This is a genomic window from Paenibacillus sp. Y660, from assembly GCF_057221575.1.
In genome coordinates this window covers 62,900-87,871 of sequence record NZ_JBXBBJ010000002.1, presented here as the reverse complement: position 1 = coordinate 87,871, position 24,972 = coordinate 62,900, and the positions used below count along the sequence as shown (strand labels likewise).

Annotated in this window: 29 protein-coding genes; 28 read left to right on the top strand and 1 reads right to left on the bottom strand. The window is 47.1% G+C overall.

The genetic code is table 11. From position 1 onward, the window contains the following. Positions 1-74: 74 nt before the first annotated feature. The 12 genes from AC2TDN_RS03225 to AC2TDN_RS03170 all read left to right on the top strand — a co-directional run bounded on the left by AC2TDN_RS03225 (position 75) and on the right by AC2TDN_RS03170 (position 8,711). Positions 75-671, top strand: a complete 597-nt coding sequence (locus AC2TDN_RS03225) for an RNA polymerase sigma factor (protein ID WP_169081711.1) — start codon at positions 75-77, stop codon at positions 669-671. Next, positions 668-1,267: an anti-sigma factor gene (locus AC2TDN_RS03220; protein WP_482065685.1), complete on the top strand. Its 600-nt coding sequence runs from the start codon at positions 668-670 to the stop codon at positions 1,265-1,267. Before AC2TDN_RS03225 ends, AC2TDN_RS03220 begins: the two co-directional genes overlap by 4 nt. A gap of 70 nt (positions 1,268-1,337) precedes the next feature. Next, positions 1,338-1,916, top strand: coding sequence for a histidine phosphatase family protein (locus AC2TDN_RS03215; protein WP_482065686.1), 579 nt, complete (start codon positions 1,338-1,340; stop codon positions 1,914-1,916). 198 nt (positions 1,917-2,114) lie between these two features. Beyond that, the gene (locus AC2TDN_RS03210; protein ID WP_484686997.1) at positions 2,115-3,290 is read left to right on the top strand and encodes a hypothetical protein; all 1,176 of its coding nucleotides are present in this window, start codon (positions 2,115-2,117) and stop codon (positions 3,288-3,290) included. A gap of 102 nt (positions 3,291-3,392) precedes the next feature. Beyond that, entirely contained in the window at positions 3,393-3,899 is a 507-nt protein-coding gene (locus tag AC2TDN_RS03205) for a gamma carbonic anhydrase family protein (RefSeq protein WP_482065688.1), read from the top strand. A gap of 22 nt (positions 3,900-3,921) precedes the next feature. Next, positions 3,922-4,104, top strand: a complete 183-nt coding sequence (locus AC2TDN_RS03200) for an IDEAL domain-containing protein (RefSeq protein WP_169081707.1) — start codon at positions 3,922-3,924, stop codon at positions 4,102-4,104. A gap of 195 nt (positions 4,105-4,299) precedes the next feature. Beyond that, on the top strand, positions 4,300-4,722 hold the full coding sequence (locus AC2TDN_RS03195) for a DUF2487 family protein (RefSeq protein WP_484686996.1): 423 nt from the start codon (positions 4,300-4,302) through the stop codon (positions 4,720-4,722). A gap of 241 nt (positions 4,723-4,963) precedes the next feature. Continuing rightward, the gene (locus AC2TDN_RS03190) at positions 4,964-5,494 is read left to right on the top strand and encodes a Rieske 2Fe-2S domain-containing protein (RefSeq protein WP_482065690.1); all 531 of its coding nucleotides are present in this window, start codon (positions 4,964-4,966) and stop codon (positions 5,492-5,494) included. A gap of 16 nt (positions 5,495-5,510) precedes the next feature. Then, positions 5,511-6,182, top strand: a complete 672-nt coding sequence (gene qcrB / locus AC2TDN_RS03185; RefSeq protein WP_053376377.1) for a menaquinol-cytochrome c reductase cytochrome b subunit — start codon at positions 5,511-5,513, stop codon at positions 6,180-6,182. An 18-nt stretch (positions 6,183-6,200) separates the two neighbouring features. Next, on the top strand, positions 6,201-7,076 hold the full coding sequence (locus AC2TDN_RS03180; protein WP_484686995.1) for a c-type cytochrome: 876 nt from the start codon (positions 6,201-6,203) through the stop codon (positions 7,074-7,076). 87 nt (positions 7,077-7,163) lie between these two features. Beyond that, a complete protein-coding gene (locus tag AC2TDN_RS03175; protein ID WP_484687182.1) occupies positions 7,164-7,796 on the top strand; it encodes a DUF1405 domain-containing protein in 633 nt (210 codons plus the stop codon). Between the two features lie 42 nt (positions 7,797-7,838). After that, entirely contained in the window at positions 7,839-8,711 is an 873-nt protein-coding gene (locus tag AC2TDN_RS03170; protein WP_484686994.1) for a sporulation protein YpjB, read from the top strand. A gap of 6 nt (positions 8,712-8,717) precedes the next feature. Here AC2TDN_RS03170 and AC2TDN_RS03165 read toward each other — a convergent pair whose 3' ends face one another. Beyond that, positions 8,718-9,581: a YitT family protein gene (locus AC2TDN_RS03165; protein WP_482065693.1), complete on the bottom strand. Its 864-nt coding sequence runs from the start codon at positions 9,579-9,581 to the stop codon at positions 8,718-8,720. A 183-nt stretch (positions 9,582-9,764) separates the two neighbouring features. Between AC2TDN_RS03165 and AC2TDN_RS03160 the strand changes: the two genes are divergently transcribed. From AC2TDN_RS03160 to AC2TDN_RS03085, 16 genes are all read left to right on the top strand, one after another. After that, positions 9,765-10,100: a nucleotide pyrophosphohydrolase gene (locus AC2TDN_RS03160; protein WP_169081701.1), complete on the top strand. Its 336-nt coding sequence runs from the start codon at positions 9,765-9,767 to the stop codon at positions 10,098-10,100. A gap of 54 nt (positions 10,101-10,154) precedes the next feature. Beyond that, positions 10,155-10,700, top strand: coding sequence for a tetratricopeptide repeat protein (locus tag AC2TDN_RS03155; RefSeq protein WP_482065694.1), 546 nt, complete (start codon positions 10,155-10,157; stop codon positions 10,698-10,700). 5 nt (positions 10,701-10,705) lie between these two features. Further along, complete coding sequence (dapB, locus tag AC2TDN_RS03150; RefSeq protein WP_482065695.1) at positions 10,706-11,512, top strand: 4-hydroxy-tetrahydrodipicolinate reductase; 807 nt, start codon at positions 10,706-10,708, stop codon at positions 11,510-11,512. A 30-nt stretch (positions 11,513-11,542) separates the two neighbouring features. Next, the gene (gene mgsA / locus AC2TDN_RS03145) at positions 11,543-11,965 is read left to right on the top strand and encodes a methylglyoxal synthase (protein ID WP_482065696.1); all 423 of its coding nucleotides are present in this window, start codon (positions 11,543-11,545) and stop codon (positions 11,963-11,965) included. Further along, a complete protein-coding gene (bshB1, locus tag AC2TDN_RS03140; RefSeq protein WP_482065697.1) occupies positions 11,962-12,657 on the top strand; it encodes a bacillithiol biosynthesis deacetylase BshB1 in 696 nt (231 codons plus the stop codon). Before mgsA ends, bshB1 begins: the two co-directional genes overlap by 4 nt. 64 nt (positions 12,658-12,721) lie before the next feature. Next, positions 12,722-13,885, top strand: a complete 1,164-nt coding sequence (gene bshA, locus AC2TDN_RS03135) for an N-acetyl-alpha-D-glucosaminyl L-malate synthase BshA (RefSeq protein WP_482065698.1) — start codon at positions 12,722-12,724, stop codon at positions 13,883-13,885. Positions 13,886-13,917: 32 nt separating this feature from the next. Further along, positions 13,918-15,207 carry a CCA tRNA nucleotidyltransferase gene (locus tag AC2TDN_RS03130; RefSeq protein ID WP_484686993.1) on the top strand — a complete coding sequence of 430 codons (1,290 nt, stop codon included), beginning with the start codon at positions 13,918-13,920 and terminating at the stop codon, positions 15,205-15,207. Positions 15,208-15,248: 41 nt separating this feature from the next. After that, a complete protein-coding gene (locus AC2TDN_RS03125) occupies positions 15,249-16,223 on the top strand; it encodes a biotin--[acetyl-CoA-carboxylase] ligase (RefSeq protein ID WP_482065700.1) in 975 nt (324 codons plus the stop codon). A 257-nt stretch (positions 16,224-16,480) separates the two neighbouring features. Beyond that, entirely contained in the window at positions 16,481-17,395 is a 915-nt protein-coding gene (gene panB / locus AC2TDN_RS03120) for a 3-methyl-2-oxobutanoate hydroxymethyltransferase (RefSeq protein ID WP_484686992.1), read from the top strand. Continuing rightward, positions 17,392-18,342, top strand: a complete 951-nt coding sequence (gene panC, locus AC2TDN_RS03115) for a pantoate--beta-alanine ligase (RefSeq protein ID WP_484686991.1) — start codon at positions 17,392-17,394, stop codon at positions 18,340-18,342. Before panB ends, panC begins: the two co-directional genes overlap by 4 nt. Continuing rightward, complete coding sequence (gene panD, locus AC2TDN_RS03110; RefSeq protein ID WP_482065703.1) at positions 18,269-18,652, top strand: aspartate 1-decarboxylase; 384 nt, start codon at positions 18,269-18,271, stop codon at positions 18,650-18,652. Before panC ends, panD begins: the two co-directional genes overlap by 74 nt. Before the next feature lie 122 nt (positions 18,653-18,774). Further along, entirely contained in the window at positions 18,775-19,476 is a 702-nt protein-coding gene (locus AC2TDN_RS03105) for a hypothetical protein (RefSeq protein WP_484686990.1), read from the top strand. 16 nt (positions 19,477-19,492) lie between these two features. Continuing rightward, positions 19,493-22,399: an ATP-dependent DNA helicase DinG gene (gene dinG, locus AC2TDN_RS03100; RefSeq protein WP_484686989.1), complete on the top strand. Its 2,907-nt coding sequence runs from the start codon at positions 19,493-19,495 to the stop codon at positions 22,397-22,399. Continuing rightward, positions 22,396-23,052: a redox-sensing transcriptional repressor Rex gene (locus tag AC2TDN_RS03095; protein WP_484686988.1), complete on the top strand. Its 657-nt coding sequence runs from the start codon at positions 22,396-22,398 to the stop codon at positions 23,050-23,052. The genes dinG and AC2TDN_RS03095 overlap by 4 nt, the downstream gene beginning before the upstream one ends. Continuing rightward, positions 23,033-24,334, top strand: coding sequence for an amidohydrolase (locus tag AC2TDN_RS03090; RefSeq protein ID WP_484686987.1), 1,302 nt, complete (start codon positions 23,033-23,035; stop codon positions 24,332-24,334). The genes AC2TDN_RS03095 and AC2TDN_RS03090 overlap by 20 nt, the downstream gene beginning before the upstream one ends. Then, the gene (locus AC2TDN_RS03085) at positions 24,334-24,864 is read left to right on the top strand and encodes a cell wall elongation regulator TseB-like domain-containing protein (RefSeq protein WP_484686986.1); all 531 of its coding nucleotides are present in this window, start codon (positions 24,334-24,336) and stop codon (positions 24,862-24,864) included. Before AC2TDN_RS03090 ends, AC2TDN_RS03085 begins: the two co-directional genes overlap by 1 nt. Positions 24,865-24,972: the final 108 nt, after the last annotated feature.

Genomic DNA, 24,972 nt, shown 5'->3' with positions numbered 1-24,972 from the left:
TTTTCGTTCCCCGGCCGGTACAATGTAATATGGCGGTCCGGGAATAATCCGCAGGTGGAGGAGGTTCGCCTGTCATGACTGATTCCCAATTAATACGTGAGATAAAGGATGGCAATGTCGAGCTGTATTCCGAGCTTATGCGGCGCTATCAACGTAAAATATTAGCTTTTATATATCATATGCTGAAGAGTGCGAAGCTTGAGCTGCTGGCTGAGGATTTGTGCTCCGAAACCTTTTATAAAGCCTATCGCAGTCTACATTCGTTTCGTGAGCTGGATGCTTCTTTTTCGACATGGCTATATACGATAGCTCGAAATACGGTGCTCAGCGAGCTCCGCAAGCAAAAATCAGCACATGTATCGCTCGATGAATCCGGATTCGAGCCTGTTGCTGCGCTTGATGCGGTACCGGAGCAGCATGTTTTGCGGAATGAACGAATGGCAATGGTACGCGAAGCGATAAACAATCTGCCAGAGAAACAACGCTCAGCACTTATTCTTCGGGAATATGACCAGCTGGACTATCAAGAAATCGCTAATATTTTGGGGCAAACGGTCAGTTCTGTTAAATCATTGCTTTTCCGAGCCAGAGCAAGCGTAAAGACGCAGCTAGAGCCATATTTCGGACAAACGCCGATGATGGAAGAATTCGAAGGGATGAATACGAGATGAATTGCAACGATGCGCAAGACAAATTCGGCGAATATTGGGATTTATCTGAGCATGATGAAGATCGTCTGGCGATAGACACTCATCTGCAGGAATGCACGGAATGTGCGGAACAGTTCCGTCTTTGGGAAGAGAGCGAAGATATGATCCGCTTTCTTTCGGAGGAAGAGGATACTTTAGGTCCGACCGAGCATGTAAATCGCAGCGTAATGGATCGCATTTATGCGGAGGAATCCTGGTTGATGCCTGTTTCGCACAAAAGCTATCATTTCTCCAAATCATTCCGTCGAAATCTTGCGTTAATCATTGCAGCTTGCATGGCTATGTTTGCGAGTGCATTTTTTGTATTCATATTTGATAACCAGGGAGGCTCTCTAGCGGAAGTTGCCGAGCTAAGCGGGTTGATGGATACGGCGAACGCTTCTGGCGAAGGGGTAGTGACTGCTGGATTTTATGCTGAGGTTCCAGTTGCCAGCATCAGTGATCCATTTGTTCTAAAGGTTATGCCCGCCTTTCCGCAATACTACGTGGCATTGTCATTGCTCGGCATTATTATGACGCTGCTTATTTTAAATTGGCTGTCAAGAACACGCAGTTAATGGTGTTTTTCGTAAAGCTCCTTCGGGAGCTTTTTGTTGTATCTATCATGATAAGGAGCTGGATATAGAATTGTTGATTGGATTAGTACGTCATGGCAAGACGGATTGGAATGCCGAAGGGAAAATTCAAGGACAGACCGATATACCGCTTAATAAAGAGGGAATAGCGCAAGCCATCGCATTAGCAGAGCGGCTTAGCGGTGAAGAACGAATTTGGGATGCTGTCGTGTCCAGCGATCTATTGCGCGCATACGCGACCGCGCAGATCATAGCGGAGAAGCTGGAGCTGCCATTGCTGGATAGCGATCCGCGACTTAGAGAACGTTACTTTGGTGAGGTTGAAGGAACGAAGGAGCAGGAGCGCCATGCTCGCTGGGGCAAGGATTGGCGAAACGCAGCTGAGGGTGTTGAGCCGGATGCTGATGTTAGAGCCCGCGGCATATGCGCACTACAACAATGGCAGGTTGAGCAACCTGACCGGAACTTGCTCGTTGTATCTCATGGCAGCTTCCTTGCGCAATTGCTGGCAGAGCTTTGCACAGAGCTTGAAGATCAGCATTTATCCAACCTTTCTTACTCGATTTTAGAGCATAGGAATGAGAAATGGCATCCGCAGCTCTACAACTGCACCTTGCATTTAAATCCATAAACGGATCGTCAAAGAGTTTCGACTTCATCACTATGAAGGCGAGACTCTTTTTTTTGTTCAAACTCCGCGCAAACTAGGTTATAAAAAAATAGATATTTTCCCATAATGATATTAATTGACGCTTATCCATTACACATTACGCTTACGATTCGGGCCAATAGCAGCAGATAAAGCGGCTTTTGCAGAAAGGAGAGAGCTATGAATTTATCGGATATGCTAGGTTATGCAGACATTCAACAGCTTAGCAGAATTGCTGATGTTTACCGTTGCGAGTGCAACGGAAATTCCAAAAACGATTTGATACAGTCCATTCTCTCTACCGTAAGTCGGAATGATGTCTTTGAAGCGCAAATAAGCAGCATGAAGCTGGAGGATTTACGTTTCCTGAATTCCTTGCTGTTCGAAGCGCGAAACTCCTTTAGTCTGGAGGACTTGATCGCTCGTGTTCAGCAAAGCAGATTCGGGGAAGAAACTGTTAAACCGGAGCCAGAGCCGCCCAAAAAATCCAAACGAGCAAAAAAACAGGCGGAAGCAGTCGATAAACCGCTTAGTCCAAGGGAAATGATTGCAAAGTTTAAGCACCAGGGCTGGTTGTTTAACGGATTCAGTGGTCCGAGCAGGTATTTGTTCCAAGTGCCCATCGATATGAAAGCCAGGTTTCGCAATACGCTGGCAAAGCGATTTGCCGCGAACCTGCAATACACCGACGAGCCGCCTGTTTACCGGGATGAGCAAATGCTGCTTCAAGAAGATATGACACAATTGCTTCATTACATACGGCACAATGAAGTTCAGCTAACGGCAGATGGCTCGATGTACAAAAGATTTACGATTCAGCTGCTTGATCAGTTCGGCGTTCAGGAGGAGCTTCCGGCCAAAGGAGCTTGGCGCTTTGGCTATGGCAGGCACTTCAACCAGTATCCGAATCGAATGTCTTTCATCTACGATTATTGCTATTACGCTAATTATATTAGCGAGAATGAATCGATACTGACGGTCACCGGTGCTGGAGAGGAACGCATATTAAACAAGCCTTCTGGCGAAGGAGAGCATATCTATCGGTTTTGGCTGAAGCTATATAAGTCACCGATTACGCATCTGCTATCACTCGTACATTGGATCCACGCACTTGCAGACGAATGGGTGACTGTGGAATCGCTGCGAAGCGTGCTCGTTCCGTTCATTAAGCCTTACTATTATGACGATGCAAATACGATCCTGGAACAGCGCGTCATGACGATGATGGTTCATTTAGGACTGCTGCGGCTTGGCGAGCATCCCGTCTATGGGACTGTTGTGAAAATGACGAAAGCGGGCAGAGCCATCGTGTCTGGCGTCAGCATAGAGGAATCCGGACCGATAACGCTGCGATGACTTTTTTATCCGCTCTTGGTGTACACTCAAATATAAGCTAGAGTTTAGGATAAAGCTTGGCGTACTACTTATATTTGAAGGAGCAGAGGAGCGGATAAAAAGATGTTGATACCTTACAAAGGCATAATGCCAAACATTCATGATGATGTGTACATAGCAGAAGGCGCCAAGATTATTGGCGATGTTTCGATCGGGGAGAAAAGCACCGTTTGGTTTAATGCGGTGCTGCGGGGAGATCTCGCTCCTATAAAGATTGGTCACAGCTGCAACATACAAGATAGTGTCGTCGGTCACTTGAATACAAATCAGCCTTTAATACTAGATAATGAGGTATCTATCGGACATGCCGCTATTATACACGGCTGCACGATAGGCAAAGGCACATTAATTGGAATGGGGGCAATCGTACTTAACGGCGCAGACATTGGTGAATATGCTTTAATAGGAGCCGGTTCGATTGTTACAGAGAATAAAAAAATACCACCCTATACTCTATCTATCGGTTCACCCGCCAAAGTCGTAAGAGAATTGACAGAGGACGATCTACAGCGCATGAGAAAGACGATGGAGAGCTACGTGACAAAGGGAATAGAATATAGGATCTCTTAACGCCGGTTTGGAGGTGTATCCTATGGACAAAATGAAAGTAGCGTATGAAGCGATGCTAGGTTTGGCCGCAGAATTTGTGCTGGACGATGCGGTATTGAAATTTCAAACCAATCAAATCTATACGGCAATAGACAAAGCACTGGCCGCAGGTGACGAGGATACGTTTTACCGTCTCGCGAAACAGTTGAATGCTCTCAAAAAATAGCGTTCGTCGTACTAGACTATTTTTTGGCGATGATCGCAATAAGCTTTCCTTCCTAAGTGAACGTATTCGTTCACTTCATGGGCAGGAAAGCTTTTTTTTCGGAATATAGCATTTGGCAATCCACAGAAATAAAGTTAACATAGAAGCAGTCATGTTGGTGAATGCTGTTATTATGTAAGGAGTGAGTGTTAAAGGATGAAGTTCAGTGAAATTTCGAAGGAGCAGTGGGAGGAGCTTAGTCCCTATTTGGACACCTGCCTGCTGCCGGTAACCGGAATGGTTGACCCTATGCAGCCTTACGAGGCGACAGAGCGGCTTGAGCGGCTTAGGGATTTGCTCGATTTAATTGAAATACCGTTTAAAGGACGAGTGGTCACTTATCCAGCCTGGCATTACGTTTGCGATAGCGAAAATTTTGCAGCTCATGTCGAGCAGTGGTGCGCATCGGTGAAGCAGGCAGGCTTCCGTTACGTCATCGTAGTTACGCCAAATATGGAGCTCGTCGTCGTTAGTCCGTCTGTTGATCTATGCTTTCGGCCGACAGATGAAGGCCAATTGCCGCTTCAAGCGGATGTATCGAATAGTATTCGATCATTATGGAGCGGACAAGCTACATAAACTTCTTGAATTTGCCGTATAATATGATCAAAATTTGGGGAAAACAAATGCCAGACAAGGTCAAATGTGACAAAATGATAACAAATTATTGAACGATAAATTGATAAACGTTCAAATATGAAGCCATATTCTTGACGCTCCCAAGCACCTAGGCTATTATAAGTTATGTCCTAGTTCGTCATGTGTTTTTGCCCTGCGGCAAGACGCGAGATATGGTTGGCAAAGGGGGTTAGAACAGAAGATGAGTAACCATGAACAACACGAGACCGCGCATCGACCGGTTCAGCGCAAAGAAATGTCCCGGCGTCAATTTTTGTCATATACGCTCGGCGGCACAACTGCATTTATGATGGGTGGCGCGGTATTGCCAATGGTTCGTTTTGCAGTGGACCCACTCCTTGTGAAGAAGGGTGAGGGTACTTACGTAAAAGTTGTGGAAGAGAGCAAAATTACGAACGAACCGCAAGAATTTAAATTTAAAATTCATCAGGTCGATGGTTGGTACGTAAGTGATCCTGAGCTTGCAGCTTGGATTTCAAAGGATGCTAATGGTAAAATTTTTGCACTTTCTCCAGTTTGTAAGCACTTGGGCTGTACAATTGGCTGGAACACGAAGGGTCAAAATGAATACGATTGTCCTTGTCACGATGCCCGCTACACGAAAGATGGGAAAAACATTACGGTTGCACCAAATCCATTGGATGAATACGAAGTGAAGGTTGAAGACGGATTCGTATACTTGGGTCCAGTAATGCCGAATACAAGAACGTAAGGAGGGCGTATTGCAGATGTTTAAAAGTGTATACAACTGGATCGACGAACGTCTTGACATTACGCCGCTATGGAGAGATGTAGCTGACCATGAAGTGCCTGAGCACGTCAACCCGGCGCATCATTTCTCTGCGTTCGTTTATTGTTTCGGCGGCTTGACGTTTTTCATCACAGTTATTCAAATTTTGTCCGGCATGTTCTTGACGATGTATTATGTTCCAGACATCATTAACGCTTATGCGAGCGTTGATTACCTGCAGCACAAGGTTGCATTCGGTCAAATCGTTCGAGGCATGCACCATTTTGGGGCAAGCTTAGTTATTGTAATGATGTTCCTACATACCCTTCGAGTATTTTTTACCGGTTCTTACAAGGCACCGCGCGAGATGAACTGGGTTGTCGGAATGCTGATCTTCTTCATTATGTTAGGCCTTGGGTTCACAGGCTACCTGCTGCCTTGGGATAACAAAGCTTACTACGCAACAAAAGTTGGTGTCCAAATTGCTGAATCCGTACCGGTAATCGGACCATATCTCGCTTCCTTCCTATACGGGGGCGATATCGTAGGCGCGCAGACGCTAACTCGTTTCTTCGCGATCCATGTATTCTTCTTGCCTGGCGCGTTGATTGCCATGTTGGCAGCGCACTTTATCATGATTCGGAAACAAGGTATTTCGGGACCACTTTAAGCGAAGGGAGGCTTACTTATGGCGCATGGTCATAATTCGAATGAGAAGGTTGTCTTTGTAGGCGACTCGCGTGTTAAGAAAAGCAACCATCCGAATATTCCTCCGGACTATACATCGTTCCCAGGTAAATCGGAAGCATTTATTCCGAACTTCCTGCTTAAGGAATGGATGGTTGGCTGCGTTGTGTTGGTCGGCTTTCTAGTATGGGTTATTGCAGAGCCGGCTCCGCTTGGCTATCCAGCAGATCCAACGAATGCGGCTTTCATACCGATGCCGGACTGGTATTTCTTGTTCTTGTATCAATTTTTGAAATACCCATATGTATCGCAAGATTACATTTTGCTTGGTACGGTAGGTATACCGGGTGTTATGTTCGGCGCATTGCTGCTTGCACCGTTTTTGGACACAGGCAAGGAGCGTCGCTTCTACCGTCGTCCAATAGCATCCTCATTAATGGGGCTAACGCTTATCGCATGCGTGTACTTGACAGTTATTTCTTGGGACCACTACCAGCACCAGCTGGAAATCAACGGTCAAGTGCCAGAGCATCATGAACGTGAAGAGAAAGCTCGCGAAGCTGCAGAAGCAGGTAAAGAGCGTCCTAACTACACGAAACCAGCAGTTGAAGCTTCACTTGTTGATGCGAATGATCCAGCAATGGACATCGCTAAGCAAGCACAATGCATTGGCTGTCACGCTCCTGATCTGAAAGGTCAAGGCAATGCACCAAGCTTAGTTGGCGTTGGCGATGTACTATCTAAAGAGCAGCTCGTTGATACGATTACGAATGGTCGCGGCAATGGCGCGATGCCTTCATTTAAAGAAAAGTTGTCTGCTGAAGAAATCGACCAGCTAGCGACTTGGCTTTCCAAACAAAAAGCGGCTGCAGAATAAACCGTTTATAAAAACCTGATCGTATTAAACGGTCAGGTTTTTTTCTCGAATTGATCAATCCAGCTTATGTCGAAGGAGTAGTGGTTCATCTTGCTCAGTTATTTCTGGAGCCGCGAATTTTTGCTTAGCCGTCCTTTTTTATGGCTGCTTTTTCTTGTCAATTTAGGCGGGACGATCTATGGATACATATGGTACGAAGCTCAACTTATAGATACGCTGGATAACCATCCGCTATGGCAAATTGTGTTCGTTCCCGATTCCCCGACGGCAAGCTTGTTTTTCACGATTGCTCTTCTCTATTTATTGTTTCCGCCTCATAAGCCATATGGTGTTGTACGGATCGGCCGCAGTATTATAGAAGCATTGGCTGTCGTATGCTCTGTTAAATACGGCATATGGGCTGTCTCCATGATCGCAGCGGGAGCGTGGCAGGGCGCTGAACTGAACTGGCAGCATTACATGCTCATTGCCTCCCATTTGGGTATGGCTTTCGAAGCTTTGCTCTTTTTCCGTTTTATGAAAGCGGGGGTTTTGTCTCTAATCGTGGCTGCTTGCTGGCTGCTTCTAAATGATACGATGGACTATACGTTTGATATCTTCCCCTATCTAGCGAAACAATTGCATGATGATCTGCCAGCTGTACGTGCTTTTACATATGGTTTATCCCTCTTTAGCCTAGGCGCTGCTTTGCTTGTGTGGCGTTTTAGAAAGAAGGTATAACGCTCTACATCCCCTCATAGATTGATCTATGGGGGGATGTCCATGAAGATACGAATTATTGTTCCATTCGTCATATGTATCGTCATGACGATTGGTTATGCCGGTTCAGTATGGGGCAGCAGCGCATCGATTAGCCTGAATGCGCCTCTGTTATCATCAAGTCCATACAAGCAGCTGCAGCGAATGGATGAAATGGCAAGCTCATTATATGAAGCAGCTTACACAAATAACCGTCAGACAAGCTTTCAATATGTTCAGCAGCTCAAGCTCATTATTGAAGGCGGGCTAAAGCAAGCAGCAGGAAATCCAGAAGGCTGGTCAGCTGTCGCTCAGGATTTAAACGCGATCGAGCAAACGCTTGTAAGCGGTGCAGGCAGGACAAGCTGGTTAATGGAAGCGGCTCGCATAAGATTGGCTGCAGATGCGCTCATTCGGCCTGAGCATGCCTTATGGCTGCAATACGAGCGAGTCATGTTGGATGATTTATCGCGAGTAGAGAAAGCGTGGAAACGCCAATCGAACGATGGAGCGATAGCGGCTCGCGCAACACTTTCAAGCTTACAGGAGCATGCCAAGCGGATTGAACCGGCGATGGACATGCTTTATGGCAGCAAGCGGGAGACAGAGCTGACTGAACGAATACAATATACAAATAAGCTGCTGGAAGCTAATATTCATAATATTACAAACGAAGCGATGATTGACCGCTCCCTGACGGCGCTAAAGGAATCGCTCATTCGCTTGTTTGATCAGAGCGGGCGAGAGGATGCATTGCCGACTGTAGCAGCAATCCCAACCTCCAATCCTCTTAGCTGGACGCTTTTTTTAGGTGCTCTTATATCCGCCATACTCACCTATTCAGGTTGGAGGAAATATAAAGCAAATCCGTTTGGCGTAAAGAAGGTACCGAAGTAGGGAAGGTTAATCTTCTTTAAACCCTTCGCCAAGCACATCATGCACTTCATTTATAACGATAAAAGCTCTGGGGTCGATATTGCGAACAATCGTTTTTAGACGGTGAATTTCCTGCCGCTGGACGACGCAATAGACGACCTCTTTTTGCTGGCCGGAGAAAGCGCCTTTTGCTGGAATAAGAGTGACGCCGCGATCCAGCTCTATCGTAATTTTTTTGGAAATCGCTTCTCCGTGCTCAGATATGATGGAAAAGGCTTTGGCTGCATATGCGCCGTCTTGAATGAAGTCAATCAGCTTTGATGCGATAAACACGGTTACAAGCGTATAAAGGACCTTCTCGATTGTAATATAGAACAAAGAAATACCAATGATAACAGCATCAAATGACAAAATAATTTGTCCCATGCTCATTCCCTTTGACCGTGAAATGATCCGAGCGATAATGTCTACGCCGCCTGTCGTTCCGCCAAAACGAAAAACGATTCCAAGGCCGATGCCCAGCGATACGCCAGCATAGAGAGCAACGAGCATATAATCATTTGTGCTGTGGAATGGAACGATCCAGTTGCGGTTAATCAGCTGCTCAATGAGCGCGAGGAAGAAGGATAATGAGACGACCCCGATCAGAGTATACATCATTTGGCCGCGTCCAAGCGCCTTCCAGCCGAGAAAGAACAAGGGGATGTTAAGTACTAGTGTCGAGACGGAAAGAGGGAAGCCGGCCGCATAATTGAGCAGAATGGCAATGCCTGTTACGCCGCCCTCCATTAATTGATTCGGAATGACAAAATAATGCAGTCCGAAAGCATAGATTGCGGTGCCGATCATTATGGGTATTATCAAACGCAATTGCTGCAGCATTTTAGCCATTCCGGACCACTTCCTATTCCGTACAGATATGAATCCTTATCGTAACCATATGCAATTAGCGACTGGTCAACATTTACTTACAAGTAGTATGGCTTAATATCGTCATTCGAAAAACATTGATTTTAAATATGTCTTTACGTTAACATAAGGGAGTATAGCTATCGACAGAAAGGAAATGTATCGATGTCGGAAAAAACATTGTCAGATATTCAGCGAGAAGTAGATGATTACATTTCTCAATTTAAAGAAGGCTACTTCAGCCCGCTTGCCCTGATGGCCAGAATGTCAGAGGAAGTAGGAGAGCTTGCTCGCGAAGTGAACCACTTCTATGGGGAAAAGCCCAAAAAGGCCGATGAGGCGGATAATTCCGTTGAGATGGAGCTGGGCGATATATTATTTATTCTTTCTTGCTTTGCAAATTCGCTCAATATTGATTTAACGGAAGCGCATAATAAAGTTATGCATAAATTTGCGACTCGCGATGCAAATCGGTGGACGAAGAAAATAACCGAACTGTAAACAAGCTCCCAACATATGCTGTACCATCAACCTGTGTACAAGGAGGATGGGCGGATGGATGGAGAGAGCTGCATCAAGAGAGCTTATGAATTCATCTTTAACAGCGATTTCGAGCAAGCGATATATTGGTTCGAGCAAGCGATAGAAGCTGAGCCAGACAATGCTTTTTATTATCATACATGCGCCGTATCATGCGCGCGCAGCGGAAAATGGGCGAAAGCCATGCAGTACGCGGAGACTGCATTAAGGCTCGATCCCGAGCATGCCGAATACAAATATCATTTGCAAACGGTTGAAGCTAGAATCCTTCTTGCTGAAGCGGATCTTCTGTTAGCGAAGGTACCGCCTAAGCTGGTCGAAGCGGCGGAGCTTTTGGATCGTGCAAGTACGCTTGACCCCTTGAGCTTTGATGCGTTCTATACGCTTGGTGTGATATATGCTGCGCTTAATCAATATGATAAGGCGGCAAGCAACGCAAGAGAAGCGATGCGGCTTGATCCAAGCCATTCGGCAGCTAGAAGGCTGTTTGCCGACGTAAATCGAAAGCGGCGCATGCTGCATATGCGCATAAATGTTCAAAAAAGAAAAAGAAACAGGTGATAAGCATGACGACACAAAAAATACGAGTAGCAGTAGCTGGCGCAAGCGGGAGAATGGGGCGCGAGGTTGTCAAAATGGTGCTGGAGGACGAGACGCTTCAATTGGTAGCGGCTGTCGCTCCTTCAGCCGGTCCTGTTGATGCAGGTTTGTTTGCCGGAAAGGCTAATACCGGAGTTATCGTAAGCGCTACGCTTGAAGAAGCGCTCAGCAGTGCGCAAGCCGATGTGCTGGTTGATTTTACGGTACCGCAGGCAGCTTACAGCAATACTAAAACTTCAATTGGATTTGGCGTTCGTCCAATTATCGGGACAACCGGATTTACGCCTGAACAAATCGAAGAGCTGGACGAGCTTTGCCAAGAGAAAGGGATCGGCGGCTTAATCGCGCCAAATTTCTCTATCGGAGCAATATTAATGATGAAATTCGCGGCTGAGGCTTCAAAATATTTGCCGCATGTGGAAATTATCGAGTATCACGGCGATCAGAAGCTGGATGCGCCTTCAGGCACTTCCATCAAAACAGCAGAGCTGATCTCGCAGGTGCGCAAGGAGCTGCGTCAAGGCAATCCACAGGAGGAAGAAGTAATAGAAGGCGCGCGCGGCGGCTACTATAATGGATTCCGTATACATAGCGTAAGGCTTCCAGGTGTTTTTGCACAGCAGGAGGTTGTATTTGGCGGCAACGGTCAAACACTTAAGATCCGCCATGATTCATATGATCGCGCAGGATATATGCCAGGCGTCAATGTAGCGGTGAAGAAGGTTATGACTTACAGCGGTTTAATCTACGGCTTCGAACATATTATGGATTAGTTTTATCAGGCAGCAGGAGAGGGGAACGGCATGTTGAACATTGCATTTATTGCACATGATCGCAAGAAAGAGGAAATCGTAAATTTTGTAATCGCATATGAGAAAGTATTTGTGCCGCATAAGCTTTATTCGACTGGTACGACCGGTTCTCGCATTATGGAGCAAACAAGCTTGTCCATCCATCGGTTCATGTCGGGTCCGCTCGGCGGCGACCAGCAGATCGGAGCGTTAGTGGCACAGAACGAGATGGATTTAATTATATTTTTGCGCGATCCTCTAATGGCTCAGCCTCATGAGCCGGACATTATCGCTTTGCTTCGTCTATGCGACGTACAGGGCATTCCGGTTGCGACTAACGTTGCGACAGCGGAATTGCTTGTCAAGGCGCTTGAGCGCGGCGATTTCGGATGGCGCGAGCTTGTTCACAAATATAAACCCGGTATCGAAGAATGACAGAAGCGCTTGATATTCTCGTTTTTGGCGCTCATGCGGACGATGCCGAGATTGGAATGGGCGGGACAATCGCAAAGCATGTACAAGCTGGCTTCAAGGTTGGCGTGTGTGACTTAACGGAGGCCGAAATGTCCTCCAACGGTACGGTGGAGCTGCGCAAGCAAGAAGCGGCTGCCGCCGCAAGCGTACTTGGGCTTAGCATGCGGTCAAATCTTGGACTGCCGGATCGAGGCTTAGAGCCTTCCAGAAATCAAATTGAGCTAATTGTATCTGAAATTCGTACACTTAAACCGCGTGTCGTATTTGCGCCATATTGGGTGGACCGTCACCCTGATCATATGGCAGCCAGCCAATTGATTGAGGAGGCCGTCTTTAATGCTAAGCTTCGACGGTATTTGCCTGAGCTGCCTGCGGTGCAAGTCTCGCAGCTTATTTATTATTATATAAATGACGCGGACCAAGTGTCCTTAATCGTTGATATTAGTGATTTCCATGAAACTAAGCGTAACGCGCTATTAGCTTATCGTTCGCAATTTGATGCAGCAGCCGGATCAGATCGTGTGGCGACGCCGCTCACAAATCGTTATGTGGAGCGTGTGGAAGCGCGTGATTCGCTGCTTGGACAAGCAAGAGGCTGGGCGTATGCCGAGGGCTTTGCTTTGAAACGCCCTCACGCCGTACAATTTTTTTGACAATTCGTACAGCTCTTGTGTAATACAATAGTTATACGTGATGAACACAGGAGGCGCGACAACCGTGGCGAGAAAATTAAAAATAGGCATAACCTGTTATCCCACCTTGGGCGGTTCGGGAGTCGTGGCTACCGAATTAGGCAAGCTTCTGGCTGAACGCGGCCATGAAATTCATTTTATAACACACAGTATTCCTTTTCGTTTAGGTCACTTTAATAAAAATATTTTTTTCCATGAAGTTGAGGTCAATGATTATTATGTGTTCCGTTATCCGCCGTATGATTTAGCTTTGGCTAGCAAGATGGCGCAGGTGGCAAAAATGCAGCAGCTTGATCTGCTTCATGTACATTATGCAGTACCCCATGCGGTTTGTGCCTATTTGGCGAAGCAAATGAACGGGGATGGGCTTAAGACGGTGACGACGCTGCATGGTACCGATATAACTGTGCTGGCGCAGGATGAATCGTTAAAAAATCTGATTCGCCTTGCCATTCATCAAAGCGACGCTGTTACAGCCGTGTCGAAGGATCTAATCAATGAAACAAGGCAGCTGCTCGATATTACGACGCCTATCGATTTAACGTATAATTTTGTCGATAAGCGCGTGTATTATCCACGTGATGCGGTTTCGCTTCGTGCTAACTACGCGGCGCCAAACGAGAAGATTTTAATGCATATTTCTAACTTCCGCCCAGTGAAGCGTGTTGGCGATGTGGTCGATATTTTCGCCCGCGTAACGGAGAAGGTTCCGTCAAAGCTGCTGCTCGTAGGCGAAGGTCCGGAGCTGTCCAAAATTCAGCACAGGATCATGCAGCTTGGCCTTGAAGATCGGGTTCATTTCCTTGGGAAGCAGGAGGATGTTGCACAGGTCATTTCGATGGCAGATGTGCTGCTTCTTCCTTCAGAGAAGGAAAGCTTCGGCTTAGTAGCGCTTGAAGCGATGGCCTGCGGCGTTCCGACGGTCGGTTCGGATGCAGGAGGCATTCCTGAGCTTATTACGCACGGGGAGACCGGTTTCTTGTCGCCTATCGGCGACGTAGAGGATATGGCCAAAAATGTCGAGCGGCTGCTTACTGACGAGAAGCTTCATAAGCAGTTTAAACAAGCCTGCATGTTCCGAGCAAGAAATGAGTTTTGCAACGATGTCATTACTACGCAATATGAGCAAATTTATTATCGGGTGCTTGGCATTGAGGCAGACTTGCCGATTGCTGTGTGCAGCGATTAATCGATAAGCTGCTGCCAAGGAAGGTGAGTGTTATGCGGCTTTCGTTTCCAGAACCGATTTTATCCGCATTGCCCATCGTTCAGCGGCTTCGAGAGCAACATTTCGAAGCCGTCTTTGTCGGCGGCGCAGTGCGGGATACCGTATTAGGCTTGACCATTAAAGATGTCGATATCGCTACTTCAGCCCGTCCGGAGCAGGTGCTCGAGCTCTTTGAGCGCTGCATACCGACGGGCTTGCAGCATGGTACGATTACGGTTATCCAAGGCGACATTCCGTATGAAGTCACGACGTTTAGGCAGGAGTCCGCTTATGAGGCGCATCGCAAACCAGAGAGCGTGCTTTATATTACGGAGCTGGATGGCGATCTATTAAGGCGGGATTTTACGATGAACGCTATGGCGCTTGGCGAGGACGGGGAGCTTTATGATCCGTATGGCGGAATTTATGATTTGCAAAATAAAACGCTCCGCTCGGTGGGCGATCCGGAGGCTCGCTTCCAAGAGGATGCGCTGCGCATGCTTAGAGCCGTTCGTTTCATCGGTGTATATGGGCTTACGCCTGCTTTTCGAACATGGAGAGCCATCATACGCCATCGCGAATTGTTGAAATTTATCGCAATGGAACGCGTGCAGGTCGAGCTTGATAAAATGCTCGCAGGAGCCGCTCCGCAGAGAGCGCTTCATTATGCGGCTGCTAGCGGATTGCTTTTTCACATAAAGGAACCTTTGCTCGATGAAACAGCATTCGCATTGAAGGAAGCTGATCGTACAGCAGAAGCGAAGAGGCTGTATAGTAGGCTGCATGAGCTGCAGTCGGTCGATTTGCGCTGGGCTGCGATTGCTATTGGCTTGCGATTGTCAATCGATGCTGCAAGGCAAGCACTTCAAGTGCTTCGATTCTCGAATACGCGCAGCAAAGTGATTTCAACGATCGTAGAGATCCACAAGGCCATGCAAAGCATCTCACAGCAAGTAAATGAACGCGAGCTGCATGCCCGTTGGTCGGATGTCATTATCCGTTACGGGAAGCATCATGCGAGTGAATGGCTTGAGATCCTGCGCAAGGTCGATCCAGCTTCTCAGACCTTCTCAATTGACCTTCTAAGCCGTTTGAACGGCTGGCTTGAAGCAATTCCTGTATCAACGCTCAAACAGCTTAAAATAAGCGGTAGAGATTTAACGAATCATTTGCAAAGGGAAGCTGGGCCTTGGGTAAGCGATTATTTGGGTCGATTGCTGCTTATGGCAGCTCTAGAACAGCTTGATAATAATAAGGCAGCCCTTCTTCAGCAAGCAACGCTGTGGAATAAGGAGAGGGACTAAGGAGTCAGTCCTGCTGTGAATTCAATAGGAGGTGGAATAACTTGAATCATGAATCCTTGCTTCGATTGTTTGAGGACAGGCCGGGTGAGTACATATCAGGAGAGAGCATGAGCCAAGAGCTCGGCGTGAGCAGAACCGCGATTTGGAAGCAGATCCGCAAGCTAGAAGCAGCGGGATATCAATTTGAAGCGTCCAGACGGCTTGGGTATCGCCTTGTTAGCGTTCCGGATTACCTTTCAGTAGAGCAGTTGACTAATCGCTTGGAAACAAGCGTTTTTGGTAAAACGATTCATTATTTCGAAACGGTTGAGTCAACGCAAAATCTTGCGCGTGCCGCAGCTGAAGAAGGAGCGGCAGAGGGGACGCTGTTCCTCGCTGAGCAGCAATTGAGCGGACGTGGCCGGATGGGACGCAATTGGGTATCGCCCCGCGGCAAAGGGGTTTGGATGAGCATGGTGCTGCGACCATCCGTGCCGATTCATTTTGCGCCGCAGCTAACCTTGTTGACGGCTGTTGCGCTATGCAGAAGTCTTAAGCGGATTACCAGCTTGCCTATCGGCATCAAATGGCCAAACGATTTGCTCATCGAAGGCAAAAAAATTAGCGGAATTTTGCTTGAATCTGCTGCTGAGGATGAACGGCTTCGATACGTAATCGCCGGCATCGGCATTAGCGTTAATCTAGAGCAAGACGATTATCCTGCGGAATTGCTGGAGAAGGCAACGTCTCTTCGCATTAATGCTGGGCACAAGTGGATACGTGAGGATGTCATCGCCGATTTTCTGAAGGAGTGGGAGCAGCTTTATTTTCTTTACCAGGAGCAGGGCTTTAGTCCAATTATCACGCTTTGGGAAGCGTTGTCGGTATCGCTTGGCAAGCCAGCACGGCTCATAACGCCGCAAGGGGATATTACAGGCATTCCTATTGGTCTTGATGAAAGCGGCGCTATTCGAATCGAACTGTCGGATGGTACGGTGAAGCCTGTATTCTCAGCAGAAATGGGTGAACCTCTATAGTGGATTTCAGAACGTTTACGAATTGCAAAAAGTTTGGTAAACTATATTCATCAGGCGGTATTCAATGGAAGCTGCACTGATGACGAACAAAAAAATAAGTAAATGGTTGGGAATGCACACTCTGCTCTGAGCCGAAGGGACCGAGACAGAAGGAAGCACAACAAGCAAACGTTTCCTTTTCAGTTTGGGGACCTTTTTAGCAGCGGCTAAAAGGTTTTTTTGTGTTTATCCTATCATTGAACGGGGGATGAAAGCTGATGAGGAAACGACTGACAATTACGAATTTGAAGAAGATGAAGCAGGACCGCAATGCGATTTCCGTATTGACAGCTTATGATTATCCTTCAGCCAAGCTTGCTGAAGAAGCAGGAATCGATGTTATTTTGGTTGGCGATTCGCTCGGGAATGTCGTGCTTGGCTATGATACGACCATACCCGTAACGATCGACGATATCGTTTATCATACAAGAGCGGTTGCTAGGGGAGCCCAGCAAACGTTCATCGTAGCCGACATGCCGTTTATGACTTATGGCATCGGCCGCGAGTCAACGCTGCGCAATGCAGCAAAGATTATGCAAGAAGGCGGCGCTCAAGCGGTAAAGCTTGAAGGCGGCGAAGAGATCGCTTCTGACGTAGCAGCGCTCGTGAAAGCAGGCATTCCCGTAATGGGCCATATTGGTCTTACGCCTCAATCCGTCCATCAGCTGGGCGGCTATAAGGTGCAAGGCAAGCTTGATTCGGAAGCCGAGCAGCTTATCAAGGATGCGAAGGCGCTGGAGCAAGCGGGTGCTTTCAGTATCGTAATTGAGCTTGTAACCGAATCACTGGCCACCATGATCAGCGATATTCTCACCATACCGGTTATCGGAATTGGGGCAGGACGCGGCTGTGACGGCCAGGTGCTCGTATATCATGATATTTTGCAATATTCATCGCCATACTTTGAGAAAAGATTCGTGAAAACTTATGCAGATATTGGTACCACAATTAGAAATGCCATTCAAGCTTATGTCGATGAAGTAAAAACGGGTACTTTCCCTGCAGAAGAGCATGTGTTCACAGCAAAGCCTGCAGCAGCGCTACCTTCTTTATACGGCGGTGCTGACTCCAATGCGAAGAACGATGGGCAAGCTGATAACAGCCAGCCAAAGAAGGAGGTTCCACTGCCATGATCATTTGCCGAACGAAAGCAGAGCTGAAGCAGCAATTGACGAGCCTCCGCAAAGAGAATAAAAATGTTGGGCTTGTTCCAACGATGGGTTTTTTGCATGAGGGTCATGCCTCGCTATTGCGTCAAGCACGATCTGAATGTGATGTTACTGTTCTGAGTATTTTCGTTAATCCGCTGCAATTCGGGCCAAATGAGGATTTGGATCGCTATCCGCGCGATGAGAAACGGGATCTGGCTATTGCTGAGGAATGCGGTGTTGATATTGTATTTATGCCTTCCGTCGAGGAAATGTACCCTAACAAGCCGCTCACGACGGTCATCGTCAATCATGTTACAGATCGTTTATGCGGGGCGTCAAGACCAGGGCATTTTGATGGAGTAGGAACGGTTGTCAGCAAGCTCTTTCATTTGGTTTCGCCAGATCGGGCTTACTTTGGCATGAAGGATGCGCAGCAAGTAGCGGTTATTGAACAAATGGTCCATGATCTTAACTTCCCAGTCCAGATCGTACCTTGCCAAATCGTGCGCGAGCCGGATGGTCTTGCCCTAAGCTCTCGGAATGTTTACCTAAACGCCGAGCAGCGCAGTCAGGCCGTTATTTTGTCCAGAACGCTACAGGAAGCCTCTGATTGGATGGCGGAGCCGGATCTGACGGTTGAACGCCTTCAGGCAAAGGTAAAGGTTCAATTGAGCAAAGCAAGCGAAGCGGTAATCGATTATGTGGAACTGCTTTATTATCCTTCCTTGCAGGCACCGGTGGCATCTGCTCTTATCGCATCCATTAATCAGCCTTTAATATTGGCGCTTGCCGTTAAATTTGGCGCAACTCGTCTTATAGATAATCAATTACTACAGGCAGCGGAGGTGAATGAGCATGTTCAGAACGATGATGAAATCCAAGCTGCATCGGGCAACCGTTACAGAAGCGAACCTGAATTATGTAGGTAGCATTACGATCGATGAAAATTTGATGGATGCAGCCAACCTATGGGAAAATGAAAAGGTCCAGATCGTTAACAACAACAACGGTGCGCGCTTCGAGACTTACGTCATCACCGGCGAACGCGGCTCAGGCGTTATTTGCTTGAATGGAGCAGCCGCAAGGCAGGTACAGCCAGGCGATCAGGTTATTATTATTTCCTATGCGATGATGACGGATGAAGAAGCTAAGCAGCACAAGCCAATCGTCACCATTCTCGATGCCAATAATCATCCTCTGCAGATTTTGAATGAAGAACTGCATGCGACAATCCTGTAATTTGCGAAATGGCAACGTTAATCCCTCCGTTATGTAACGATTGGGACACCGTATGAAAAGCGACGTTTAAACAAAAAATGAACATAACACTCCTAAATTCTCTGGCGAAGGCGGGATGCGGTATGTTCCAGCATATGTTTTCATCCATGAACGACATGCTTGATCAAATTATTGAACAGTATGAGGGTGCAGGTGCAAAGGAAAAGCAGCATTATGAAGAACAAATGGTACAATTGAAAAAAGTTAGCGATACATTTATTGAGCAGTGGCTTGAATTCGAGGAGAAATTTGCTGTCTTCAAGGAGCAGCAAAGTGATCTTGCCACAGCTCCGAAGCCACAGATGGAAGCTGCAGAGCAAAGCCTGCCTGCTTCATCAGCAGTACCCTGTAGTTTAGCCGAATTAGAAATACCAAATGAGCTTGCAGCAATTATATCCAAAGGTCAAGGCTATTATAAGTTATTTATGTTCTCGCACGCAGCGGTACAATTTCAAACGGCTATTTTGCAATCGCCGGAATGTAATTTGGCTAGACTATTTTTGGGGATGACCCAGATGCATCTTCAAAATTGGAGTGAAGCACAGCGCCATTTTCAATTGCTGATTGCGTTGACGGACTTCCCCAAATGGCTGGCTATGGGCTATAATGCGCTAGGGTGCATTCAAGCGGTGCATATGAATTTGGCGCAAGCGGAGCAATTATTCATGAAGGCTTACGATGTATGTCCAAGCTTCAAAGATCCGCTTAACAATTTGAAGTCTTGCCAAGAAACACCCAAGCAATTATCGTTATATTTCGGAAGCACGGAGCTGTGCTGTTTGTGAGAGGATCGGGGAATGAATGAAATTTGCAGTATTGGACTTAGAAACGACGGGAAATGGCTCGGAGGATGACATTTTGCAGGTTGGGCTGGTCATCGTTTCTGATGAGCTTGAAATCATCGATACGTTTAGCTCCTTTGTTCGGCCTAACATCCCAATACCGACTTTCATTACACAATTAACAGGCATTGATGAAACGGTCGTTGCGGATGCGCCAACGCTTAAAGAGGTCATCGCCAAGCTTGTTCCGTTATTGGATGATGCAGTGCTAGTTGCTCATAATGTCGGCTTCGATGCCGGCTTTTTGAATCAAGCGCTAGCCCGCTGCGGCATGCGTGCCCTTAACGGCCGAAGGCTGGATACGATTGAATTGCTTCGCATTTTATATCCTACAATAAATACGTATCAGCTCGGAGCCGTTTCTGAGCTCTTCGGAATACCGCATGATCAGCATCATCGTGCCGATAGCGATGCAAGGGCAACCGCGCTATTGCTTATCGAAACGATTACAAAGCTTCGCAAACTGCCGCTGCTCACTTTGCAGCGGCTATCTGCGCTTGTAGACGATGGCAGCGATTTGTGCTGGTTTATTAAGCATACGCAGCAGCAGATGGAGTATCGTACCGTCTTTGAATCGAATGAATACGATTACTTCAATCAATTTGCGATGAAGGTAAGAGAATGGAGCGATGAGCAGCCTGCCCGTACAGGCAGCAGCGACGCTTTGCCATTAACGGATGTATCTTTCGACAATTATTTGGCTGACGTCAGGCAGCGCTTTGAGCAAAAGTTCGAAAATTATGAAGAGCGTGAAGCGCAGGTATCGATGTTTAAAGAAGTGTTCGGCGCGCTCAATCAAAATCAGCATTTGCTTATCGAAGCGGGAACAGGTACAGGAAAATCGCTCGGTTATTTAATTCCTGCCCTTTACTATGGCATTCAGAACGGCAAGAAGGTTGTCGTCAGTACGCATACGATCAACTTGCAGGAGCAGCTGAGACAGCGTGATTTGCCGCTTCTCGAGGACATTTTGCCATTCGAATTTAGAGCTTCTATCTTCAAGGGCAGAGGCAACTACTTATGTCTGCGCAAATTCGAAGGAAAAGTAAATACCAAAGACCTTGTTTCGCCAATTGAGGACACGGTCACTGCAGCACAGATGGTTGTCTGGCTTGGCGAGACGGAGACAGGCGATCAGGAGGAGCTTAACTTTGGCAACAAAGGCGCCGAATTTTGGTCAACGGTAGCAAGCGACACGGATTCTTGCTTGAATCGGGCTTGTCCATGGTTCAAGCGATGCTTCTATCACCGTGCTAAGCATGAAGCGAATATTGCGGACGTTACGATAACGAATCATTCGATGCTGTTTACGGACGTTCAAGCCGATCATCGTTTGCTTCCGGCCTATTCTCATCTTATTATTGATGAAGCGCATCATGTTGAAGAGGTGGCTGGCAAGCATCTCGGCATGCAAATCAATTATTTTTCTTTGACACAGGCTGTGCTTCGCTTGTTCAAGGACAATCGTTCAGGGCTTTTGCCTGCGCTGCGTCAGAAGCTTATGTACGAGGATGACGCTCACCAAGCTTCCTGGCTGGAGACGATTGATACGGTTATTCCTATTTTTCAAGAGATTAAGGAGCACTGGGATAAACTATTTGAAATGCTTTATAGCTTTACGTCTACCTCTTCGGATAGTCCAACCGAGAATGGGCAGTCTGTGTGCCGCCTTAAGAAAAACGAGCTTCCAGCAAGCTGGGAAGATGGCGTTACAGTTGAAGAGAATTTACATACCGAGCTTAACCGTGTAGTTCGCACTGTCGACAAGATGGTTACCGATATTAAAGACCGAGTAGACGATTCTGGCGTACAGGCGATCATTACCGATCTTAACGGAGCCGTTCGCGATTTATCGCGTCTTAAGGATGAGCTGCGGACCTTTATAAAGCTTGATCTTGCGGATTCGGTATTTTGGATCGAGGCGAGCAGCACTTACCGTCATCGGTCTGTACAATTGTATGGCGTTCCTGTAGATGTAAGCGCGCAGCTTCAAAAGTACTTCTTTGATGTAAAAGAGAGCATCGTATTGACGTCAGCAACGTTATCGGTGCAAAAATCATTTCAATATGCATCAGAGCAGCTCGGGCTGACTGGCTATGAAGAGCAAGGAAAGCTTAAAACCGTACAGCTTCCCTCGCCCTTCAACTATAGGGAGCAGGCACTCGTTGTCATACCTCGTAATTTTCCGGCGCTGCGAGGCGCTGCTGTAGATGATTCTTACTTGGATATGCTTGTAAAATCGCTCGCTGACGCTGCAAAGGAAACGAACGGCAGAATGCTCGTGCTGTTCACGTCCTACCGGATGCTTAAGCAGGTATATGAGCCGCTTAAGGATCAATTAAGCGCAGCAGGCATTCAAGTACTCGGACAGGGCATCGACAGCGGCAACCGTACAAAGCTCACTAGACGATTCCGCCAGACGCCTGAGTCTGTTCTTCTTGGTACGAGCAGCTTCTGGGAAGGTGTAGATATTCCTGGCGAAGCTTTGATTTGCCTGGCTATCGTTCGATTGCCATTCCAGCCGCCGAATCATCCATTAGCAGAGGCCAAGGCTGAAATGCTGCAGCGTCAAAAGCAAAACCCATTTATGAAGCTGTCTATTCCTCAAGCGGTTATACGCTTTAAACAGGGCTTCGGAAGGCTTGTAAGAACATCGCAGGATAAGGGTATTGTAATCATATATGATACGAGGGTAATTGATACGTACTATGGGAAGCATTTCTTATATTCCTTGCCGGGTCCAAAAATCGAAACGATGCATACGGATCAAATGATTGTACGGATGCGGGAATGGTTGTCGGAAGAAAAGCAGGAAGTTCCGCAGTTGAGTCAAGCTGCGTCTAGTGCTGAGGAGGAGAAGCGATGAAGCAAACGAAAATATCGGAGGCCGTAGTCAGAAGGCTCCCGATTTATCTCCAAGTATTGAACGAAATGCATAATCGCGAAATTCAAACCGTTTCATCACAAGAATTAGGCGTGAAGCTTGATCTAAATCCTGCTCAAATCCGTAAGGATCTTGCTTATTTCGGTGATTTTGGGCGCAAGGGTGTCGGCTATGACGTCGTTTATTTAATTGAAAAGATACGGCAGATTTTGAAGGTTGATCAGACGATTAAGGTTGCATTGGTGGGAGCCGGCAATTTAGGACATGCCTTATGCAATTACAATAAATACTCGAAGGACAACATGCAAATTACGGCCGTATTCGACGTGCACCCAAGCAAAATCGGAACGAGCATTAACAATTTGATCGTGCTGCCTATGAGCGAATTGGCGAATACCGTTTCGGAGCAAAAGATTAGAATTGGCATTATAACGGTGCCGGCTTTTGAAGCACAAAATGTCGCCAATCAATTCGTGGAGGCAGGCGTAGAGGGGATATTGAACTTTGCGCCTGCCATCCTGCGTGTTCCGGATGAGATTCGAATACATAACGCGGATTTCACGAAGGAGCTGCTTAGCTTAGCCTACTATTTAGTTAGAGAAGGAGAGTCCAAGGATGAGTCAGATTTGGATTGAAGATGGTTTGTTTGTTACGATGGATGATGCAAATCCAACGTTTAAGGGACATATGGTCGTTACGGATGACCGGATTACCTATATAGGTACGGAAGCGCCTGTACAGCTTTCAGAAGGCGTCCAAAAAATCGACGGAAGCAAGCTGGCATTTATGCCAGGCCTTATTAACACACATGGCCACGCGGCGATGAGCCTGCTGCGGGGATACTCCGATGATCAGAATCTGCAAGTATGGCTAGAGCAGAAAATGTGGCCGATGGAAGGAAAATATGTCGATCAGGATACGCGTGCCGGCAGCGCTCTTGCTATTGTTGAAATGCTCCGCTCGGGTACAACGGCTTTTGTCGATATGTATGATCGGATGGATCAGGTTGCACAAATGGTAGAACAGAGCGGTATCCGCGGCGTATTGACACGAGGTGTAATTGGCCTATGCCCGCCGGACGTTCAAGAGGCAAAGCTTGCTGAGGCAATCGCATTCGCGCGCGATTGGAACGGCAAAGCGGATGGCCGCATTACAACGATGATTTCTCCGCATGCGCCTTATACATGTCCGCCGGATTATATTGAACGGTTTGTCCAGGCAGCACATGATTACAACTTGCCGCTGCATACGCATATGTCCGAAACATTAGCTGAGGTTGAGCAAAATGTTAGGGATTACGGCGTTCGTCCCGTTGAGCATTTGGAGCGGCTTGGCTTCTTCTCGCGCCCAGCGCTCGTTGCGCATGCCGTGCATCTAAACGATGCTGAGATCGAGATCCTTGCTGCCAAGGGGGTAGCGGTATCGCATAACCCAGTAAGCAATCTTAAGCTTGCGAGCGGCATCGCGCGCGTACCCGACCTGCTTCGTGCCGGCGTGACCGTATCGCTTGGAACGGACAGTGTCGCAAGCAACAATAATTTGGATTTGTTTGAGGAAATTCGGTTCTCTGCTCTGCTGCACAAAGGCGTGTCAGGCGATCCAACCGCAATTCCGGCAATTGAGGCATTAAAGCTGGGTACTGTCTACGGAGCCAAATCCATTTGGCAGCAGGATCAAATCGGCAGCTTGAAAGAAGGAATGAAGGCTGATTTTATCGCTATTAACATCGAGCAGCCGCATTTCTATCCGAAGACGGATATGATCTCGCATTTGGTTTACTCCGGATCCGGACGCGACGTTGCGCATGTATGGATTGACGGGCGGCAAGTACTCAAAGACGGCGAATGCACCTTCCTCGATGAGCAGAAAATTCGTTACGAGGCGCAAGCGAGCTTCGATCGCTTGCTGCAAGCCTAATGCGCGTAATCGCTAGAAAACGTCCGCCGTTTATGACGCTGCAGAAATGGTTGTTTTTGATCGTCGCTAGTCTTTTGCTGCTGATCACCTTTTTCTTTATTTATTTTCGCGATATACAAGGTCCAGAGTGGTCAGCCATAAAGGATGCCAAGGAGCAAGCAACAAAAGCGGCTGATCTAGCTTCTATTAATAATGTATATCATCATATATGGAGCAAAGAGAGCTGGGTTGTTGAAGGCGTAAATCAAGCGGATGATAAGGTATTCGTATGGCTGACCGAAGATCAATTGCCCAAGATCATTAATGCGGATGATGCCGTGTCGGAGCAAACGCTGAAAAGTTCGTTTAATAATGAGAAGCCAGACGCGAATATTAAACGAATTCAACCTGGCCTGTTTGGTGGAAAACCGATTTGGGAAGTCTATTATGATGATGGCCAGAAGCCTCTGCATTCCTTTTACGATTTCTATAGCTTTGATGACGGAACCTTCATTGATTCTTATAAATTGCCTGCCAAAACGGAGCCCTAAGGCTCCGTTTCCTTATATTGATGGACGAATCTCGCAGCTTAACATGATATACTTTCGTATAGCGGAATTGATATACGGAAAGATCAATATATAGTTGCGGGAGGTAAT